Genomic DNA, 19,963 nt, shown 5'->3' with positions numbered 1-19,963 from the left:
CCATGGCTACGAAGCGCGCGGGCAGTGGGCTGACCGTCACCCAGCAGACCGCCAAGTTCCTCGGCGTCAGTGTGCTCGCCGGGGCGGTGCTGGCCGGGATCGCCCTGCCGGCCGCCGGGCTGGTCGGGCTCGCCGCCAAGGGGTCGGTGGAGGGCTTCGACGAGATCCCCGCCAATATGAAGCGTCCGCCGCTGAGCCAGCGGACCACCATCCTGGACGTCAACGGGGATGAGATCGCCAAGGTCTACTCCCGCGACCGCACCGTGGTGGATTTCAAGCAGATCTCCCCGCACATGCGCAAGGCCATCGTCGCCATCGAGGACTCCCGTTTCTACGAACACGGCGCGATCGACCTCAAGGGCGTGCTCCGAGCGCTGAATCAGAACGCGCAGTCGGGCGAGAACGTCCAGGGCGCCTCCACCCTGACTCAGCAGTACGTCAAGAACGTCTTCGTCGAGGAGGCGGGCAACGACCAGGAGAAGATCGCCGACGCCACGCAGCAGTCCGGCGCGGCCGGTATCGGCCGCAAGATCCGCGAGCTGAAGTACGCGATCCAGGTCGAGGAGACGCTCGGCAAGAAGCAGATCCTGGAGAACTACCTCAACATCACCTTCTTCGGGCAGCAGGCTTACGGCGTGGAGGCGGCGGCTCAGCGCTACTTCTCCACACCCGCCAAGGACCTCAATCTGGAGCAGTCCGCGCTGCTGGCGGGGCTCGTGCAGTCACCGAGCCGCTACGACCCGGTCAACGACCCGGACGAGGGCAAGAAGCGGCGCGACATCGTCCTCTCCCGGATGGCCGAGGTCGGCGACATCAGCAGCAAGGAAGCCGCGGCGGCCAAGAAGAAGCCGCTCGGCCTGAAGGTCAGCCAGCCCAAGAACGGCTGCATCACGGCGACCAAGGGCGCCGGCTTCTTCTGCAACTACGTGGAGGAGGTCTTCCTCTCCGACAAGGCGTACGGCAAAACCCGCAAGGAGCGCGTGAAGCGCTGGAACCAGGGCGGTCTCACGATCAAGACCACCCTGGACCCGAAGGCCCAGGCCTCGGTCCAGGCTTCCATCGAGAACCACGTGAACCAGTCGGACGAGGTCGCTACCGCGGTCAGCATCGTCGAGCCGGGCACCGGCAAGATCCTCGGCATGGGGCAGTCGCGGCCCTTCGGGTACGGGAAGAACCAGACGGAGATCAACCTCGCGGTCAACGAGGACATGGGCGGCGGCAGGGGCTACCAGCCCGGCTCCACCTTCAAGCCGGTGGTCGCGGCCGCGGCACTGGAGCAGGGCACGAGCGTCTACCAGAAGTACAAGTCGCCGTACAAGATGCCCTATCCCAGCCCGGTCGCCCAGTGCGACGGCAAGTCGTGGACGAACGGGGCCGGCTCCACGGTCGAGAACGAGAACGAGACGGAGGTCGGCCCGTACCGCATGAAGGAGGCGACCGCCCTCTCCGTCAACACCTACTACGTCGAGCTCATCAGCGAGATCGGGATCTGCCCGGTCACCAACATGGCCAGCCGCCTGGGCCTGGACCGCGCGGACGGGAAGAAGTTCCAGCAGGTCCCGTCGATGGCGCTGGGTGGCCAGGAGATGGCACCGCTGTCCATGGCCGCGGCGTACGCCACCTTCGCGAACAACGGCGTGCACTGCACCCCGATCGCCATCGAGTCGATCACCGACGCGCACGGCAAGGCGCTGAAGGTGCCGAAGTCGACGTGCGAGCGCGCCATGTCCGAGCAGACCGCCAAGACGGTGAACTCCCTGCTCCGTGGCGTCGTCGAGGACGGCACCGGCCAGAAGGCCGGGCTCACCGGCCGGGACAGCGCGGGCAAGACGGGTACCACGGACGAGCGGTACGCCGCCTGGTTCGTCGGCTACACACCGCAGGCTGCGGGCGCGGTGTGGGTCGGCGACCCGAAGCACGAGCGGCGCATGGTCGACATCACCATCGGCGGCCAGTACCACCCGAAGGTCTTCGGTGGCGCGGTGCCCGGCCCGATCTGGCGGGACGCGATGAGCGGGGCACTCGAGGGCAAGCCGCCGACCAACCTGCCCACCGTCCCGATCAAGGACGACAAGAAGGAAGAGAAGAAGGACAAGGGCAAGAAGAAGGACAAGGAAAAAGAGAAGGACCGGCGTGACCGGGGCGGCAAGAAGCCTTCCGGCGGGTCCGACAATCCGTGGCCGGACGTCAGCTTCCCGCCGGACATGACCGGTGGCGGAGGCAACGGCGGAAACGGCCGGGGTAACGGCGGAGGCGACGGCGGGTGGCCCGAGCTCAGGTGACCGCCAGGATGTCGTGAGCAGGAGTGTGGGGCCCCTCCTTCGGGACGGGCCCCACACTCATGACCGCAACGCTCATGCTGATCACCGCGCTGCCCAGCCGGGGCGTCCTGCCCAGCCGCCGGGAGCGCCCCGCTCAGGCCCGCGCACAGGCCGGTGCTCAGCCCCGCCAGCCGCCGACTCAGGGCGCCAGCCGCCGCCTCAGCCCGCCAGCCGCCGCTTCACCGCAGCGGCCACCCGGCCGCCCTCGGCCCGGCCGGCCACCTTCGGATTCACGATCTTCATCACGGACCCCATCGCCCGGGGCCCCTCGGCCCCGGCCGCCTTCGCCTCCCCCACCGCCTGGGCGACCAGCTCGGCCAGCTCCTCGTCCCCCAGCTGCTGCGGCAGGTAGCCCGCGAGCACCTCGCCCTCCGCCCGCTCCCGCTCGGCCTGCGCGGCCCGGTCGCCCTGTGTGAACGCCTCGGCCGCCTCCCGGCGCTTCTTCGCCTCGCTTGCGATCACCTGGCGCACCTCTTCGTCGGAGAGCTCGCGGGAGGCGGTGCCCGACACCTCCTTCTTGGTGATCGCGGTGAGCGTCATCCGCAAGGTGGCGGAACGCAGCTCGTCCCGCGCCTTCATCGCGGCGGTCAGGTCGTCCCTCAGCTGGGATTTCAGGGTGGTCATGCCGCTGAGTGTGCCAGCAAGCGAGCCCGCCGCCCACTGCATTGTGGCTGCGCCGTCTGCAACGATGGCTTTATGCGCGCGCGATACGGAATCCCCCTCGGCATCACTGCACTCGGCGCCGCCTGCGTCGGCTACGCGACGGGCATAGAGGCCCGTTCCTTCCGGCTGCGGCGCGTCAGCGTGCCCGTACTGCCACCCGGCACCCACCCCCTCCGGGTCCTCCAGATCTCCGACATCCACATGGTGGGCGGGCAGGGCAAGAAACGGCGCTGGATCCAGTCCCTCGCCGGGCTGCGTCCGGATTTCGTCATCAATACGGGGGACAACCTGTCGGACCCGGAAGCCGTCCCCGAGGTGCTGGACGCACTCGGGCCGCTGCTGGCCTACCCGGGGGCGTACGTCTTCGGCTCGAACGACTACTACGGGCCGAAGCTCCGCAACCCCGCCCGCTACCTCCTCGAGGCAGCCAGCGGGCGGCACGGGCTGAACGGCAACGCTCCCGCCGTCGGCGCGATCCACAACCCCTGGGAGGGCATCCGGGACGCCTTCGACGCGGCGGGCTGGATCGGGCTCTCCAACGCACGGGGGCGGCTCAAGCTCCCGGGCGGCCAGGAGATCGCTCTGACCGGGCTCGACGACCCGCACATCAAGCGCGACCGCTACAGCGAGGTCGCCGGAGGCCCCGAGACCGACGCGGATCTCGCGCTGGCCGTCGTGCACGCCCCCTACCTCCGCGTACTGGACGCCTTCACCGCCGACCGCTACCCGCTGATCCTCGCCGGGCACACCCACGGCGGCCAGCTGTGCGTGCCCTTCTACGGCGCCCTGGTCACCAACTGCGACCTCGACGCCCGGCGGGTGAAGGGCCTCTCCACTCACCGTGCCGGAGGCCACCAGGCCCACCTGCACGTCTCCGCGGGCTGCGGCACCAACCGCTACACCCCCGCCCGCTTCGCCTGCCCCCCGGAGGCGACGCTGCTCACCCTGACCGAACGGACCTGACCGGCCCCGGAGCCCCCGAAACCGGATTTCGCGTCCGGGCCGCCCTGGGCTAGAGTGTTGCTCGTTGCTTCGGGGTGTGGCGCAGCTTGGTAGCGCGCTTCGTTCGGGACGAAGAGGCCGTGGGTTCAAATCCCGCCACCCCGACTGAAGGAACAGCACATCAGGGGCCCGGTCCGCGAAAGCGGGCCGGGCCCCTGAGTGGTTTCCGGAGCCGTCCTGGGAGCCGGACGGGGAATCCGGCTCTTAGAACCACACGCGCGACTGCGGGGTACTCCAGCGCGAAGCGGTTCTGACACGAACGGCCCGTGCAGGCGCCTTCCTCTCCCGATATGCCACCGCCCCCGGATCCCACCTGCAGGTCCTGCGGCTCACGATGGGCGGAGCTCGGGCCCGTCTCTCCCTGCCGTTCGACTTCCCGAGCAGGGCCAAGTGAGCAGGGGTCAAGCAAGCGGGGCCCGCTTATTTAGATACACACACGTATGTATGCTGGCTGTGAGTGGGCCTCAAAGGAGGGATGCTGAATGAAGAGCCAGTTGGTTCAGCAAGCGCGGCGAGGCGAGGCGACCGAGCCAGGCGGCCCCGGCCGTAGTCGCGCCACCCAGGCTGATCGCAGCGCGCGCACGCGCGGCGCGCTGCTCGAATCGGCCGCACGGGGCCTGTCCCGCTACGGCTACGGCAATCTCAAGCTGCAGCAGGTGGCCCGCGACGCCGGGTACACGCGTGGTGCGCTCTATCACCAGTTCAAGGACAAGCAGGATCTGGCCCTGGCCGTGTGCGCGTGGTTCCGCGAGACCTACTGGCAGGAGGTGGCGCGCTTCGTCGAGCAGGAACCTGAGCCCGTCGCGGCGCTGCTCACCCTCGCGCGCGGCCACGCCGTCTTCTGCCGACGCGACGTGGCGCGCGTGCCGATCGCGCTGCGGCTGGAGTTCAGCGGGCAGGACCATCCCGTCGGGCGCGAGGTCGAGCGGAACTACGAAACGCTTCTCACGCGCTGCGCCCACCTCATCGACGCCGGGCGCGAGGCGGGAACGATCCCGCCCGGTCGGCCTACCAGGACCCTCGCGCTCGCCTTCGTCGGCGCGCTGGAGGGAACAGTGATCGCACTGGCCGGCCAGGCTCCGGACGATGAGCTGCTCGCAGCCCACGCCGTCGCGGGCGTACTCGGAGTCCCCACCTCGTCATGACACATCACTGAGCTGAGCAGATGGAGGTCCACGAATGAAACTCCCGGACGCCGCGCACACCTCCCGGCCCTGGCGGATCCACCAGATGACGCCCGACTTCCGCCTCTACGACGTGTGGGCCCTGCCCACGCCGGGAGGCCCTGACGACTTCCCGCACCTGGTGCGGCAGACCTCCGCGGGCGACACGTCGGACAACCCTTCCCGGGTCGCCCGCATCCTCTTTGCGATCCGCTGGAAACTCGGGAAGCTGCTCGGCTGGGACAACCCCGACTCCGGCGTCGGCTCCCGGGTGCCGACGCTGCGCGACCGGTTGCCAGCCGATCTGCGTGACGCCCCGTTCGGACCGGAGTTCGACCGCCTGCCCTTCCGCTCGATCTACCTGGCGGACAACGAGTGGGCGTCGGAGATGAGCAACCGAACCGTGCACGGGGTGATGCACCTGAGCTGGGTCCCGGACGGAGCCGGCGGCTACCGCGGCCAGATGGCCGTACTGGTCAAGCCGAACGGCCTGTTCGGCAAGGTTTACATGGCTGCGATCGCACCGTTCCGGCACCTGCTCGTGTATCCGCCGCTGATGCGGGGCATCGCAGCCGAGTGGCGAGCCGACCCGCCCCAGAAGCCCCGGAACCTCTCCCCCGCGAACTGATGCCATATCAGGAAGGGTTGCCCGCCCGGACGGCGAGCGGGGTGCACCTCATCTGACGCGGCACCAGTTCCCCCGGGCGGGCCGACGCCCGCAGCTACGCGCCGGAGAGCAGCGGATCGTAGGCGGTCGAGCGGCGGCGGCCCGACATGAAGGAGAGGAAGTCGTTCACGAACGCGCTGCGGGAGTAGCCCGCGTCGGCGCCGTCCACGGTGCGCCGGAAGCCGGTGCGGAACAGGGCCCGGTACTCGTCCGCGTCGATGAACTGGTTGCCGTCCGTGTCGGTGACGCTGAAGAGCACCTCGGCGACCCGGATCAGCGCGGGCCCCGCCAGGGAAGGGACGGCGGCGGCGTACTCCGCTCCGCTGATGCGGCCGTCGCCGTCGAGGTCGAGGGCCGACTGGAGTTCCCTCCACCACTCGGCGAACGCGCGGTAGAGCTTGGTCTCCTCCGGTTCGTCCAGGTCGAGGCAGGAGGCCAGCTCCCGCGCCATGGCGGCGAGGTCGGGCCAGTCCAGATAGCCGTCCCCGGTCTGGTCGAGTACCTCGGTGAAGAAGTCTTCAGCGCTCCGCTGCGGCTCGGTCTTCTCGGCGGAGCCGTGCTGCACGGGGAAGGGCGTGACCAGCCGGAAGAGGGCGCCGGCCCGCCTCACCCGGTCGCGCAGCGCGGCGAGTGCCGCGGACTGGGGGTCCTCACCGTCCGGGGAGAGGTACAGCAGCCGGGTGAGATCCTCGGTCCGCAGCCAGTTGTCGGGCAGGAAGCGGGCCAGACCTGCGGTCATATAGGCGCTCTGCATCAGCGTCCGGGCGCCGGGGACCTCCGGTAAACCCGCCCGTCGGCGGAAGGGCCCGGGGAGGGACGCCACGGTGATCGTGCCGATGACCGGCCCGGCGACCGCGCGTCCTGTCGCCCACACGGTGGGCAGGCCGCCCAGCAGGGGCGGCGCCGGGAGGTGGTCGAAGAGCTTGTAGAGGATGATGCGCAGCGCCTCCGTGTTCTCCAGCTCCTCCTCGACCATGCGGTCGTAGTACTGCCAGAACTCCTTCAAGGTGGGGGGAAGCTGGGCCCCCTGATCCCCCAAAGTAGTCAGGAACGCCTGGAATTCGGCGTAGAGCCGCTCCATGGTGCGCTGGTCGAGCGGCTGCCCGCTCAGTCGGCACATGGTCACGGAGCTCTCGAACAGGGTCGCGATCACCCAGGCGCGGGCCTGGGGGTCCATCGCGTCGTAGGGCCGGTTCTGTGTGTCCGTGCCGGTCATCCGCGCGTGCATGCGGTTGAGCCGCGCCGCCTCGCGCTCCCGCGCGTGCTCGTCGGCGCCCGACATGCGCTGCAGGCTCATGAGGGTGTTGCGCAGCCGTCGCCATGGGTGCGCCACGAAAACCGAGTTGTCGATGAGGGCTGCGCCGATCTGCGGATGGGCGGCCTCCAGCACCGTGGCCCGGAGCATGGCGAGTGCCCAGCGCGGATCGTTGAAGAACCGGTGGAACTGCGAGTCAGGGCCGAACAGAGATCCGGGGGGTCCTTCGGGGACCGGCCCCCCGGCAATCGGCGGTGCCGGGACCGGCGGTACGGGACCACCGCCCCGGTCGGTCGGTCCGGATTCGTGCTGGCTGGGGCGACTGCTGCCTGTGTACGTCACGGGTGCGGTTCTCCGTTCGCGTGCGGCGTCACGCCGCCGAAGCGGCGACTGCGTTGCTGGTAGGTGTGCAGGCACTCCAGGAAGTGCGGTGCGCGGAAGTCGGGCCAGAGCACCGACGGGAAGATCCACTCGGCGTAGGCCACCTGCCAGAGCATGAAGTTGGAGATGCGCTGTTCGCCGGAGGTCCGGATGACGAGGTCCACGTCGGGTGTGTCGGGGACGGGCAGATGAGCGGCGAAGCACTGCTCGTCGACGTCATCGGCGGGCACCCCGGCGCGGATGAGGGAGCGTGCCGCCTCGACGATGTCGCCGCGCCCGCCGTGGTCGAAGGCCACTGTCAGCGTCATGCCACGGTTGGCCTCGGTCAGCGTGGTGAGGTCGGCGAAGTCCCGGGCCAGCGGTCCGGGGATTCTCGGATCCGATGCTCCGAGGAACCGGCAGCGGATGCCGCGCGCGTGCAGCAACGGGGCGTGTTTGCGTACCACTCGGCGCACCAGTTGCATGAGGAAGTCGACTTCTTGGCTCGGGCGTCGCCAGTTCTCGGTGGAGAACGCGTACAGGCTCAGCCACTGCACCCCCGAGGTCCGCGCCGCCTCGATCACGTCGATCACCGTGGTCTCCGCCGCGCGATGGCCCGACGTACGGGGTTGGGACCGCTGGGCCGCCCATCGGCCGTTTCCGTCCATCACGCAGGCGACATGGCGCGGAACGGTCCCTTGGCGGGCTTCAGGTATCACGCGTTCTCCCCCGGCTGTCACAGCACGGTCCCCCGCCGGAGTGCCGCTCGGATCGACACTCAGCAGAGTGTCGGTACCCGTCCGCAGGCGCAGCGGAATGTCCGGGACTTCACCCCTGGGACACCAGTCGGATTATTGCCACGTGGGTCGATAGCCGGCCTTCGCGGAAGCGCGTTCATCTGAATTAAGCACGCCCCTACAACGAATGAGTGGCGGTGTTTGCCCTGCTCACGTCAGTCGTTGGCATCCATGAACAAGAAAAAGGTAAGGGCTGTCCCGTGATCGGGGGCAATCTCGTCACGCCGTAACCGCCCCCGCCACAGCCGAGCCCGCCGCCCAGGCGGCGGCTGGCTGGCCGACCCTCCGGTGCATCCGGCCGGGTCGGGCGTCCGACCGGAGGCTGCTGCCGCGCTCGTGGCGATCGTCATGGTGGCGTCCGTTCCGTCGCGGCTTCTCGGTCTGCCTCGATCCCCCGCCCTTCGGCGGGGTCACCGCGGGAGGAAGCACGCTCCGGCCTGCCGCCCGGGTCAGGGTTTGCGGCGCTCCGGGGCGGCGGGTGCCACCGCGTCGCGGCCGTCTCCGGCGGCGGGGCCGTCCGTCGTTGCACTCGCACGCTTGCCCGGGCGCAGGATGCCCGCACCCAGGGTCAGCCCGAAGGCCAGGGCCGTCACCAGGCCGAACGACACCGTCAGCGAGGTCAGGTCGGCGATTCCGCCGATCGCTGAGGGCGCGATCAGGCCCGAGGCGTAGGTGATGGTGGCGACGCCTGCGATGGCCTGGGAGGGCGCCGGGCCGCTGCGAGCCGCCGCGACGTAGGCGACCGGCACGACCACCGCGACCCCGAGCCCGAGCAGCCCGAAGCCCGCCATCGTCACGGCGGCCGAGGGCGCACTGATCACCAGCAGGCCGCCCAGACCGGCCAGCACCCCTCCCCCGCGCACCGTGCGTACGGCGCCGAAGCGGTCGATGACCTTGTCGCCCGCGAGCCTGGCCAGGGCCATCGTCAGGACGAAGGCGGTGGTGGTGGCCGCGGCGAGGCCGGGTGAGGTGCCCAGGACGTCCCGCAGGTAGACCGCCGACCAGTCCAGGCTCGCGCCCTCCGCGAAGACCGAACAGAAGGCTACGGCTCCGATGAGGACCGCCGTCTTGGGCGGTGCCGCGAAGCGCGGCGGCGGCTCGGTGTCCGGCTGGCTGCGGATGCCGAGGGCTCCCCGGCAGGCGAGCAGCCCGCACACGGTCAACCCGGCCGAGGCAAGGCCGTGATGAACCCGGGCGTCGGTGCCGAAGTGCGCCGCGACGGTGCCGCCGACGGAGCCGACCAGCACCCCGACGCTCCACATGCCGTGCAGTCCGGACATGATCGACCGGCCGAGGCGCGCCTCCGTCTCCACCCCGAGCGCGTTCATCACCACGGCGGACATCCCCGCGGCGGCCCCGTAGAAAAAGAGCGCGCCGCACAGCGCGACGAAGTTCGGGGCGTATCCGGGGAGGACCAGCGCCAGGGTCCACAGGACCAGCAGGACGCGTAGCGCGCGCCCCTCGCCGTAGCGGTGGCTCACCGCCCCGGCCATGGGCATCGCCAGCAGACCGCCGAAGGCCGGGAAGGCGAGGGCGAAGCCCAACTGCCCGGCGGACACCCCGGCATGCTCCTGAATCCACGGGATACGGGTGGCGAAGCTTCCGGTCACCGCGCCGTGTGCGCAGAAGACGGCGGCTACGGCGATGCGGGCTCTCCCCAGCTGCGGTCCCCCGGCGTGCCCGGTGTGCCCGGTGTCGCCGGTGCCGCCGGTGCCCCGGTGCTCTGTCGGTTCGTCTGCTGCCGTCATGCCGGCTCTTCCTCCCCTGGGAAAGCCGCCTCCCTCAGGTGCGGCGTTCGAGAGTCGGTAAACTATCAGGGACCCTTCCTGAAAGAAAAGAACCCCGCACCCGAGCACCTCCAGCGAGATCTGAGAGGATCCGCGCATGCCTCCCGCCTCACCGAGCACCGCCCGGGCCCTCAACGACCGGCTCGCGCTACGGCTGCTCCAAGAGCGCGGGCCCCTCTCGGCGAGCGAGCTCAAGACCCTCACCGGGCTCGCCCGTCCGACGGTCGCCGACCTGGTCCAGCGGCTTCAGGACACCGGCCTGATCCGGCTCGTCGGCGAGTCCGCCACCAAGCGCCGGGGCCCCAACGCGCGCCTCTACGGGATCGCCGCCGACCGGGCGCACCTCGCCGCCCTCGACATGCGGACGGACGGCGTCCGCGTCCTCGTCACCGACCTGCTCGGCACCACGCTCGCCGAGTCCGCGCTGCCCGTCAGCCCGGACACCCCGTCGGAGGCCGCCGCGCGCGGGTCCGCCGATCTGCTCGAACAGACGGCGAAGCAGGCGGGTGCGGAGCCGCTGCACACCGTCGCCGTCGGCGCACCCGGACTGATCGATCCGGCCACCGGCGCCCTGCGCGAGACCTCCGGCCGCGCCTGGCACCACCAGCTGATCGCCCTGCTCCAGCAGCGGCTCCCGGCCACCGTTCGGCTGGAGAACGAGACGAACCTCGCCGCCATGGCCGAGCAGCGCCAGGGCGCGGCACGGGACCGCGAGTCGTTCGTACTGCTCTGGCTCGGCGACGGCGTCGGCGCGGCGGTGGTCCTCGACGGCAGGCTGCGGCGCGGCACTTCGGGCGGCGCCGGTGAGATCGGCTTCCTGCCGGTGCCGGGCACTGTGGGGCTGCCGTCGGCCGTGAGCTGCGAGGGCGGCCTGCACTCACTCCTCAGCGCTACGGCCGTATGCGCGCTCGCCGTCGAGCACGGCTTCGCCGCCACGGCCGGTACCGGGGACACGCCCGCAGCCCAGGAGACGGTCCGCGCCGCCGTGGCGGCCGGTGCGGGCGGCGAGCCGTTCCTGACCGCCCTCGCCTCCCGTGTCAGTCTGGGCGCCGCCGCGGTCACCGCCATCCTCGACCCCGGCTGCGTCGTGCTCGGCGGCGAACTGGGGCAGGCGGGCGGCACGGTTTTCGCCACCCTCGTCCAAGAGCAGCTGGCTGCGCTGTCCCCGCTGCGTACGGAGGTACGGCCCGGCGAGCTGGGCGGAGCGGGTGTGCTGCGCGGGGCACTGCTCGCCGCCCAGGACGCGGCCCAGCAGGTGCTCTTCCCTCCGGTGGCCTGACGGGTCAGTGCGGGCCCGCCGCTCGGGGACGGCTCCACGGCCGGAGAGACGGCCGGCGCCCGGACCGCCGAGGGGGGTCGGCGGCCCGGGGTCTGGGGTCAGCCGAAGCTGACGGGACCGTTTCCGGCCGCCCGTGCCGAGGTCCCGCTTCCGGAGCGTCCTGCACAACTCCCGGCCGTGCGGGAGGTTCTTGGGGTTCACCCGGACGGCCGTGTTCGAGCACCTTTATGGACGTACTTGACGGGCAGCCCGTTTCCTCGGGCGCCGGGCGGGGACGGCCAACCGAGTGAACCTCGGCCGAGGAGACAATGGGTTCATGACGACGAACCGCGAAGCAGGCGCCGAGACCGCGCCACCCGCTCCCACCAGCCCGGCAACCCCGGAGACCCCGGAGACCCCGGAGACCCCGGAGACCATCCCCGCCGAGACCGTGCCCAACTGGGAACAGCGCTTCCGCGCCCCCCGCGTCGGCCTCCCGGACTGGGCCGAGGACGCCCCCGACCGCTCGCTGTTCGTCTCCAACGCCACCGGGACCTTCGAGCTGTACGCCTGGGACCGCACCACCGGCACCCAGCGCCAGGTCACCGACCGCCCCAACGGCACAACTGACGGCACCCTGACGCCCGACGGCGAGTGGATCTGGTGGTTCTCGGACAAGGACGGCGACGAGTTCGGCGTCTGGCTGCGCCAGCCCTTCGGCGGCGGCCCAGACGAGCCCGCGACCCCCGGCCTGGCGGCCTCGTACCCGGCCGGGCTGGTCCTGGGCCGGGACGGCACCGCCGTCGTCGGCCGCTCGACCGACGATGAGGGCTCGACCCTCCATGTCGTACGTCCCGGCGCCGAGCCCGCCGAGATCTACCGGCACCCGGAGTCCGCCGGTGTCGGCGCCCTCTCGCACGACGGCACCCTGATCGCCGTCGAACACACCGAGCACGGCGACGCCATGCACTCCGCGTTGCGCGTGGTGCGCCCGGACGGCAGCAAGGTCGCCGAGCTGGACGACTCCGCGGGCGGCACCGAGGAGCTGGGGCTGACCACGCTGGGCTTCGCCCCCGTCGCGGGCGACTCGCGGCTGCTCGTCGGCCATCAGCGGCGCGGCCGGTGGGAGCCGATGATCTGGGATCCCGTCAGCGGCCGGACGACGGATCTGGAGATCGACCTGCCGGGTGATGTCGGCGCCGAGTGGTATCCGGACGGCAGCGCGCTTCTGGTCGTCCACAGCCACCAGGCGCGCAGCGAGATGTGGCGGTACGAGATCGCCTCCGGCACCCTCGTACGGGTGGAGACGCCCGAGGGTTCGGTATCCGGCGCGACCGCCCGGCCGGACGGGACGGTGGAGTATCTCTGGTCCTCGGCCGCGCGTCCCCCGCAGGTGCGTTCGACTTCCGGCGCGGTGGTCCTCGATCCCCCGGGGGCAAAGGCGCCCGAGTCGGTGCCCGTCGAGGGCGTCTGGGTGGAGGGGCCCGGGGGCGCCGTGCACGCGCTGGTGCAGAAGCCCGCCGGAACCGGCCCGTTCCCCACCGTCTTCGATGTGCACGGCGGCCCCACCTGGCACGACAGCGACGCGTTCGCGGGGCAGCCCGCCGCCTGGGTCGACCACGGCTACGCGGTCGTACGCGTGAACTACCGCGGCTCGACCGGCTACGGGCGCGCCTGGACGGACGCGCTCAAGCACCGGGTGGGCCTGATCGAACTGGAGGACATCGGCGCCGTACGGGAGTGGGCCGTCGCGTCCGGTCTCGCCGACCCGGAGCGGCTGGTGCTGGCAGGCGGCTCGTGGGGCGGATATCTGACGCTGCTCGGCCTGGGCACCCAGCCCGAGGTGTGGGCGCTGGGTCTGGCGGCGGTGCCGGTCGCGGACTACGTCACGGCCTACCACGACGAGATGGAGGCCCTGAAGTCGATGGACCGCACGCTGCTGGGCGGCACCCCGGAGGAGGTGCCGGAGCGCTACGCGGCGTCGTCACCGATCAGCTATGTCGACGACGTACGGGCGCCCGTCTACATCTCGGCCGGGATGAACGACCCTCGTTGCCCGATCCAGCAGGTCGAGAACTATGTGGAGCGGCTCGCCCAGCGCGGCCACCCGCCCGAGGTCTACCGCTACGACGCGGGACACGGCTCGCTGGTGGTGGAGGAGCGGATCAAGCAGCTCCGCTTGGAGATCGAGTTCGCGTCGCGTCATCTCGGCTCTCCGCAGGTGCCGGAGGTGCCTCAGGTGCCGGGTCCTCAGGGCTGAGGCCCAGCTCCGCGTCCTTCGCCAGCTCCGCTTCGCGGCGGAACAGGCGGAACCACATGAACAGGACGAAGCCCGCGAAGACGAACCACTCGGCCGTGTAGCCGAGGTTCTGGAACGCCTTCATGTCGAGGCCGGTGTTGGCGGGTGCGACCGGCGGCACCGGCTTCAGCGGGGCGTCCGTGCGCTGCACCGTGATCCAGGCGGCGTGCACGTCGTAGGGGACGAGGTTCACCAGCGAGGCATCACTGATGATGCCGAGCTGGCCCTCGGGCAGCGCGCCCGGCGACGCTCCGGGCGTCCGCTCCGACTCGGTCGACTGGAGCGAGCCGGTCACGGTCACCTCGCCGTCCGGGGCCTCGGGCACCTTGCCCGGGTCCGGACTGCCGGGCAGCCAGCCCCGTACCACCGGGAGGGCCTTGCCGGAGTCGGTGCGCAGCAGGTTCAGCACGTAGAAGCCGCGCTCACCGTCGAGTCGCCGGTCCGGTACGAGAAGCGGGTGCTCGGTGTCGAAACGCCCGGTGGCACGGGCGGCACGGCCACTGGTCTCCTGGGTGACCGGCAGCAGCGTGCTCAGCGGCGCGGTCCTCGCCTCGGCGGCGTCGGCGGCCGAGCGCTCCTGCTGCTGGTGGTTGTCGACGCGCGCCTCGAAGCGGGTGAGCTGCCAGCTGCCCATGAAGAGGCAGACCGGGATCGCCAGCACGACGAAGACGTTGATCCCCCACCATCGGGGAGTCAGCAGGAACCGGTACACGCATCAAAGGTACGGCTCCGCCGCACGGCCTCCGTCGCCAGGGTCCGGGGACGACCGCGCCGCACCCGTCCGGCGTACGTACGGTGCCGCGTCCGGTCGGGATCAGCTTTCTCAGGACCCCGCGAGCACTCCCGTGCGATAGACCGTGCCGGCGCAGGCTCCGGGCAGGACCGTGCCCGCCACGGCGGTGTCGCCGACATCGGGCGTGTGGCTCACGGAGACGCTGGCGTCGGCCCTGCCATCGCCACCGCCTCCGCCCCCGGCGTCACTCCCGCCGTCACTGCCGCCCGCACCCGCCCCGCCGGACGTCTCCGGTTCGCCGCCGCCCGTGCCGGCGCCGCCGGTGTCCGTGTCGGGTGTGCCGTCGCCGCTCTCCACCGGCTCGCCGCTGGTGCCGGTGCCGGTGCTGGGCGAGCCGTCACCTCCCTCCGCCGTGCCGCCGTCGTCGGGCGGTGGCGGTGTGGTGGAGGTGGCACAGCCGGTGGTGCCACCGCCCTCGCGCGGAATCCACGCGAACTCCACCACGTACGCGGCTCCGGGCTCGAGCACCAACTGCGCCGGTGCTGCCCCCGGGTCGGAGAGCAGGCTGGTGGCGCTGTCGCCCGAGGTGTGGTTGACGACCTGTATCCCGGCGCTCCTCGCCTGGCCCTGCGCGCTGATGCCGACGACGCCTTCGCCCTCGACGGTGCAGGTGGCCGCGGAGGTGTTCTCGACGCGGAAGGAGCCGTGGATACGGCCCTGGCCGTCCGCCTCGCCGACGTTCGCGGACGCCGCTCCCAGCTGGTCCGGTCCGCAACTGGGGGCCTGGGTGCCTCCACTGCTGCTGGGGTCGGGATCCCGTGTCGCGCCCGAGGTGGGCTCGCCGGATTCGGCCTCGGACTTCTTGTCGCCCTTGCTCTTGCTGGGCTTCTCCCTGTCGGGAGAGTCCTTGCTCTGCCGGCTGCTGTCCTCCTCGGGCTCCTCGTCGGGGCCCTGCGACTCCGAGTGGCTCGCCGCGTGCATGGGCTTCCCACCACCGGGCACGATGTCCACCTGAAGCAGTCCGGGGATGGCGGCGCCACCGAGCAGTACGGCAGCCGCCGCGCCGATCAGAGCCTGACGGCGGTGCGCGCGGCGGGCCGGTACGGCCTTGCGGAGATGATCGAGGGTGGCGGGGGATGGTTTGATGTCCCGCACGGTGTCGCGCAGCAGCCGCCGCAGCTCGTCCTCGCCCAGCAGTGAGGGTTCCGCTTCCGGCTTTGACTCCGGGTCCGGCTCCGGGTCCGGGTCGGACTCCGGCTCCGGCGAAGCGTCGGCCTCGGTTGCTTTGGTGTCCCCGGTGTCCTCGGCGGCTTCCGCGTCGCTCGAGGCGCCTTCCGCTTCGTTCACCCCGGTCGCCGGCTCCGGCTCCGTTTCCGGCCCCAGCCGGTCCGCACTGTCCCCGGTGCCTTCACTGCCCGGGATTTCCCGCTCCCGGCCACGCCTGTCGGGATCCTCCCCACGACTGCTCATGACACCGCCTCCATGGCGACCCGGAGTGCGGCGATCCCACGGGAGCCGTACGCCTTCACGGAACCGAGTGAGAGCCCCAAAACCTCTGCGACCTGCGACTCTGTCATGTCCGCGAAATAGCGTAGCACCAGCACTTCACGCTGACGGCGCTGCAGCCGACCCAGCGCCTTCTTCAGTTCGTCGCGCTCGATCCGGTCATACGCGCCCTCTTCCGCGCTCGCCATGTCCGGCATCGGCTTCGACAGCAGCTTCATGCCGAGGATGCGACGGCGGAGCGTGGAGCGGGAGAGGTTGACGACGGTCTGCCGCAGATACGCGAGGGTCTTCTCCGGGTCGCGGACCCGCTTGCGGGCGGAGTGCACCCGGATGAACGCCTCCTGGACGACGTCCTCGCAGGACGCGGTGTCATCCAGGAGCAACGCCGCCAGCCCCAGCAGCGATCGGTAGTGGGTGCGGTAGGTCTCGGTGAGGTGGTCGACCGTGGTGCCCGCAGTGGTGCCCGCTGCCATCTCGTCGTCAGCGCCCCCGAGTGCCGGGGCTTTGGACGCGGGTTGCGCTGGCCGAGTGGCAGGCCAGGGCGCTATCACCGGCATACCTCCGATGCCGACACGCACACCGCGCCCCGGAACTGTCGTGATTCCCAGTACTTCTGCCACGCCTGTTGGACACCCATCCCCCTGTCAGGGTTGTACGCGTGAGTGGGCGTTCTCCACCCCACCCGGAAAGCCCCCATGCGTACCAGCTCTTCCCCAATGTCCCAGTTTCCCCAGCGACTTCGTGTCCTGACAGCGGAGACTTGGCGACCCCGAAGACGGTTTCCCGCCAGTGTCGGTTCCGATGGCGGGCGGGAATTCTCCTACGGAGAGCAGACACGAGCCATGGTCCGGGCCTGTGAGCTGATCACCATATCTTCACAGATGACACGGCAGAAAGCACACCCTTCACAGCCGCGGACCGGCGAAGAAAACGGACAGGAAGGAATGCCCGCTCCCGCAGGTCAGTGCCCTGAGGCGACCGCCTCGGCGATCTGCACGGCGTTGAGCGCCGCGCCCTTGCGCAGATTGTCGCCGCAGACGAAGAGTTCGAGCACCCTCGGGTCGTCCAGCGAGCGCCGCACCCGTCCGACCCAGGTCGGATCCGTGCCGACCACATCGGCCGGAGTGGGGAACTCCCCCTCGGCCGGGTCGTCGCACAGCACCACACCCGGGGCGTTCGCCAGGATCTCGTGCGCCCCGGACACCGACACCTCGCGCTCGAACCGCGCGTGCACCGACAGCGAATGCCCGGTGATGACCGGCACCCGCACGCAGGTGGCGGAGACCCGCAGATCCGGCAGGCTGAGGACCTTCCGGGTCTCGTCCCGGACCTTGAGCTCCTCCGAAGTCCAGCCGTCCTGGGCGAGGGTGCCCGCGAACGGCACGACGTTCAACGCGATCGGCGCCGGATACGGCACGGTGTCACCCAGTGCGCGCCGTACGTCGCCCGGTTTCGTCCCCAGTTCCGTGCCCGCGACGAGAGCCAGTTGCTCGCGAAGCGTCGCCACGCCCTCACGGCCGGAGCCAGAGACCGCCTGATAGCTGGAGACGATGAGTTCGTCCAAACCCCACTCCGAGTGCAGGGCCCCGACCGCGACGATCATCGCCAGCGTTGTGCAGTCCGGGTTGGCGATGATGCCTCGCGGACGGACCCGTGCCGCGTGCGCGTTGATCTCCGGGACCACGAGCGGCACATCGGGATCCATACGGAAAGCCGCCGAGCCGTCCACCACCACCGCGCCCTGGCCGACGGCGACCGGCGCCCACTGGGCCGCGACCTCGTCCGGCACCAGGAGGAGCACCACATCGGCGCCGGCGAGGGCCTCCTCACCCAGCGGGAGGACCTCGACCTCCTCACCGCGGACCGACAGCTTGCGTCCGGCTGACCGGGGCGAGCCGATCAGCCGGATCTCGCCCCACACGTCCTGCCGCTCGGACAGCAGCCCGCGCAGCACGGCACCGACGGCGCCGGTGGCACCGACGACCGCCAGGGTCGGCCCGCCGCCGGATATCACCTGCCACTGCCTCCATAGACAACGGCCTCGTCGGTGTCGCTGTCGAGACCGAAGGCCGTGTGAACCGCGCGCACCGCGTCGTTGACGTCGTCCTCACGCGTCACGACCGAGATGCGGATCTCGGAGGTGGAGATCAGCTCGATGTTGACCCCGCTGTTGGACAGCGCCTCGAAGAAGGTGGCGGTGACGCCCGGGTTCGTCTTCATGCCCGCGCCGACGAGGGAGATCTTGGCGACCTGGTCGTCGTAGCGCAGCGACTCGAAGCCGATCTCCTCGCGGGACTTCTCCAGCGCGGCGATGGCCTTGCGGCCCTCCGACTTGGGGAGCGTGAAGGAGATGTCCGTCAGACCGGTGGTGGCGGCGGAGACGTTCTGCACGACCATGTCGATGTTGATCTCCGAGTTGGCGATCACCCGGAAGATCATCGCGGCCTCGCCCGGCTTGTCCGGCACTCCCACGACCGTGACCTTCGCCTCGGACGCGTCATGCGCTACACCCGAGATGAGCGCCTGTTCCATCGCCTGTTCCCCTTGTCCGCTCTCTGCGTTCTGCGGCCGGCCGCTGACCCAGGTGCCGGGTAGGCCGGAGAAGGACGACCGTACATGGATCGGCATGTTGTACCGGCGCGCGTACTCCACGCAACGATGCAGCAGCACCTTCGAACCGGACGCCGCCAACTCCAGCATGTCCTCGAACGAGATCCACTCGATCTTGCGTGCCTTCTTCACGACCCTCGGGTCCGCGGTGAAGACGCCGTCGACATCGGTGTAGATCTCGCAGACCTCGGCACCCAGCGCGGCGGCCAGGGCGACGGCGGTGGTGTCCGAGCCGCCGCGGCCGAGCGTCGTGATGTCCTTGCTCTCCTGTGAAACGCCCTGGAAGCCCGCGACGATCGCGATGTTCCCCTCGTCCACGGAGCTCTGGATACGGCCCGGCGTCACATCGAGGATCCGTGCCTTGTTGTGCACGGAATCGGTGATCAGACCGGCCTGGCTGCCGGTGAAGGACTGCGCCTCGTGGCCCAGCGATTTGATCGCCATCGCCAGCAGTGCCATGGAGATGCGCTCTCCGGCGGTCAGCAGCATGTCGAACTCGCGCCCGGAAGCGACCGGGGACACCTCTCCAGCGAGATCGATCAGCTCGTCCGTCGTGTCGCCCATCGCCGAGACCACGACGACCACTTGATGGCCGTTCTTCTTGGCTTCGACGACCCTCTTGGCAACGCGCTTGATGCCTTCGGCATCGGCAACGGAGGAGCCGCCGTACTTCTGCACGACAAGGCCCACGTGTGCTCGCTCCTCGTAACTCACCGGGGCCCGTATCGGCCGGGGCCCCGCTTCGGCTCAGTTTACCGAGTGGACGGGAATCACCCCATCCGCTCTCACACCGCGAGACGCGCGGTGGTGCCGTCCGACGGCACCCGCCGCTCATCCGCTCGCAGCGCGGCGAACGGGCGCCACATTGCACCCGTCCAGCCGAAAGCCCTGCCCGCTGCCCGGCCTGCCACACGGAAACGTGCGGCAGCTCACACGATGCGGACTGCCGGACTCCGGCTGTTCAGCGCACCGCACGGCCCGCGTTCACCCGCGTGTGAGGCCCGTTCGAGGCTGCTTCCGCTTCGTGTGGTTCACCCGAATGGATGCGCCCGCGTGGATTAACTCACCTGCGCCCCTACGGTCGGCACTGGAGTGAATTTCGCCCGATACGGGAGGATCTCATGCGTCTTCGTACTGCTGTGGCCGCAGGCGTACTGGCCGCCGTCACACCACTGTCCCTGTCCACCGTGGCAACTGCCCAGGGCGACAAGGACTGCAAGGACCACGCCTCCCAGAAGGAGGCGCAGCGGACCTTCGACGCCGACACGTCGGACCCGCAGAACATCGACACCGATGACGACCAGAAGGCATGCGAGACCTGGCCTCCCGGCCCGGGCGACCCGTCGAACGCGGGAGACGGCGGCGAGGCCCCCGAAGGCTCGGTCGACGCGGGCGCCGGGGGCGCCTCGCAGGACCCGGCGAACGCCACCCTGCCGCTCGCCATCGCAGCCGGGGCCTCCCTGGCCGCCGCGGGCGGCGTGCTGGTCGTACGCCGCCACCTGTCCTCAGAGCCGGACTCGTGAGGAGCGCGCATCATCAGCC

General features: G+C 70.6%; 16 protein-coding genes and 1 tRNA gene. 8 read left to right on the top strand and 9 right to left on the bottom strand.

The window, feature by feature from the left end; all coding sequences use genetic code 11:
• The first annotated feature begins 2 nt into the window (after positions 1-2).
• On the top strand, positions 3-2,282 hold the full coding sequence (locus LHJ74_RS08190) for a transglycosylase domain-containing protein (RefSeq protein ID WP_260216975.1): 2,280 nt from the start codon (positions 3-5) through the stop codon (positions 2,280-2,282).
• A gap of 198 nt (positions 2,283-2,480) precedes the next feature.
• On the opposite strand, the gene LHJ74_RS08185 is transcribed toward LHJ74_RS08190, so the two are convergent.
• Positions 2,481-2,945 carry a GatB/YqeY domain-containing protein gene (locus LHJ74_RS08185; protein ID WP_260216974.1) on the bottom strand — a complete coding sequence of 155 codons (465 nt, stop codon included), beginning with the start codon at positions 2,943-2,945 and terminating at the stop codon, positions 2,481-2,483.
• A 72-nt stretch (positions 2,946-3,017) separates the two neighbouring features.
• Here LHJ74_RS08185 and LHJ74_RS08180 point away from each other — a divergent pair, with 72 nt between their 5' ends.
• The 4 genes from LHJ74_RS08180 (at position 3,018) to LHJ74_RS08165 (ending at position 5,777) form a co-directional block, all read left to right on the top strand.
• The gene (locus LHJ74_RS08180) at positions 3,018-3,947 is read left to right on the top strand and encodes a metallophosphoesterase (protein WP_260216972.1); all 930 of its coding nucleotides are present in this window, start codon (positions 3,018-3,020) and stop codon (positions 3,945-3,947) included.
• A gap of 70 nt (positions 3,948-4,017) precedes the next feature.
• Positions 4,018-4,091 (top strand) — tRNA-Pro (locus LHJ74_RS08175).
• 377 nt (positions 4,092-4,468) lie between these two features.
• On the top strand, positions 4,469-5,131 hold the full coding sequence (locus LHJ74_RS08170) for a TetR/AcrR family transcriptional regulator (protein ID WP_260216966.1): 663 nt from the start codon (positions 4,469-4,471) through the stop codon (positions 5,129-5,131).
• Between the two features lie 34 nt (positions 5,132-5,165).
• Entirely contained in the window at positions 5,166-5,777 is a 612-nt protein-coding gene (locus LHJ74_RS08165) for a DUF2867 domain-containing protein (protein ID WP_260216965.1), read from the top strand.
• A 94-nt stretch (positions 5,778-5,871) separates the two neighbouring features.
• Here LHJ74_RS08165 and LHJ74_RS08160 read toward each other — a convergent pair whose 3' ends face one another.
• The 3 genes from LHJ74_RS08160 to LHJ74_RS08150 all read right to left on the bottom strand — a co-directional run bounded on the left by LHJ74_RS08160 (position 5,872) and on the right by LHJ74_RS08150 (position 9,976).
• Positions 5,872-7,320: an oxygenase MpaB family protein gene (locus tag LHJ74_RS08160; RefSeq protein WP_260217373.1), complete on the bottom strand. Its 1,449-nt coding sequence runs from the start codon at positions 7,318-7,320 to the stop codon at positions 5,872-5,874.
• 89 nt (positions 7,321-7,409) lie between these two features.
• Complete coding sequence (uppS, locus tag LHJ74_RS08155; protein WP_260216952.1) at positions 7,410-8,150, bottom strand: polyprenyl diphosphate synthase; 741 nt, start codon at positions 8,148-8,150, stop codon at positions 7,410-7,412.
• Positions 8,151-8,677: 527 nt separating this feature from the next.
• Complete coding sequence (locus LHJ74_RS08150) at positions 8,678-9,976, bottom strand: MFS transporter (protein WP_260216951.1); 1,299 nt, start codon at positions 9,974-9,976, stop codon at positions 8,678-8,680.
• A gap of 136 nt (positions 9,977-10,112) precedes the next feature.
• Here LHJ74_RS08150 and LHJ74_RS08145 point away from each other — a divergent pair, with 136 nt between their 5' ends.
• The gene (locus LHJ74_RS08145) at positions 10,113-11,294 is read left to right on the top strand and encodes an ROK family transcriptional regulator (protein WP_260216950.1); all 1,182 of its coding nucleotides are present in this window, start codon (positions 10,113-10,115) and stop codon (positions 11,292-11,294) included.
• A 316-nt stretch (positions 11,295-11,610) separates the two neighbouring features.
• Positions 11,611-13,533 (top strand): S9 family peptidase, encoded by a 1,923-nt coding sequence (locus tag LHJ74_RS08140; RefSeq protein WP_375546688.1) that lies wholly within the window; start codon positions 11,611-11,613, stop codon positions 13,531-13,533.
• On the opposite strand, the gene LHJ74_RS08135 is transcribed toward LHJ74_RS08140, so the two are convergent.
• From LHJ74_RS08135 to LHJ74_RS08115, 5 genes are all read right to left on the bottom strand, one after another.
• Complete coding sequence (locus LHJ74_RS08135; RefSeq protein ID WP_260216948.1) at positions 13,439-14,284, bottom strand: SURF1 family protein; 846 nt, start codon at positions 14,282-14,284, stop codon at positions 13,439-13,441. The genes LHJ74_RS08140 and LHJ74_RS08135 overlap by 95 nt on opposite strands.
• A 111-nt stretch (positions 14,285-14,395) precedes the next feature.
• Positions 14,396-15,775, bottom strand: a complete 1,380-nt coding sequence (locus tag LHJ74_RS08130; RefSeq protein ID WP_260216947.1) for a hypothetical protein — start codon at positions 15,773-15,775, stop codon at positions 14,396-14,398.
• The gene (locus LHJ74_RS08125) at positions 15,772-16,431 is read right to left on the bottom strand and encodes a SigE family RNA polymerase sigma factor (RefSeq protein ID WP_375546687.1); all 660 of its coding nucleotides are present in this window, start codon (positions 16,429-16,431) and stop codon (positions 15,772-15,774) included. The genes LHJ74_RS08130 and LHJ74_RS08125 overlap by 4 nt, the downstream gene beginning before the upstream one ends.
• A gap of 341 nt (positions 16,432-16,772) precedes the next feature.
• Positions 16,773-17,825 (bottom strand): aspartate-semialdehyde dehydrogenase, encoded by a 1,053-nt coding sequence (locus tag LHJ74_RS08120; protein ID WP_260216944.1) that lies wholly within the window; start codon positions 17,823-17,825, stop codon positions 16,773-16,775.
• On the bottom strand, positions 17,822-19,111 hold the full coding sequence (locus tag LHJ74_RS08115; RefSeq protein WP_260216938.1) for an aspartate kinase: 1,290 nt from the start codon (positions 19,109-19,111) through the stop codon (positions 17,822-17,824). Before LHJ74_RS08115 ends, LHJ74_RS08120 begins: the two co-directional genes overlap by 4 nt.
• Before the next feature lie 431 nt (positions 19,112-19,542).
• On the opposite strand from LHJ74_RS08115, the gene LHJ74_RS08110 reads away from it, so the two are divergent.
• Positions 19,543-19,944 (top strand): GVDTG sorting domain-containing protein, encoded by a 402-nt coding sequence (locus tag LHJ74_RS08110; RefSeq protein ID WP_260216936.1) that lies wholly within the window; start codon positions 19,543-19,545, stop codon positions 19,942-19,944.
• Positions 19,945-19,963: the final 19 nt, after the last annotated feature.

The organism is Streptomyces gossypii (genome assembly GCF_025165795.1).
In the GTDB taxonomy this organism is placed as follows: Bacteria; Actinomycetota; Actinomycetes; order Streptomycetales; family Streptomycetaceae; genus Streptomyces; species Streptomyces gossypii.
The sequence above is the reverse complement of the archived record's forward strand: the minus strand, read 5'-3'. Positions and strand labels throughout refer to the sequence as shown.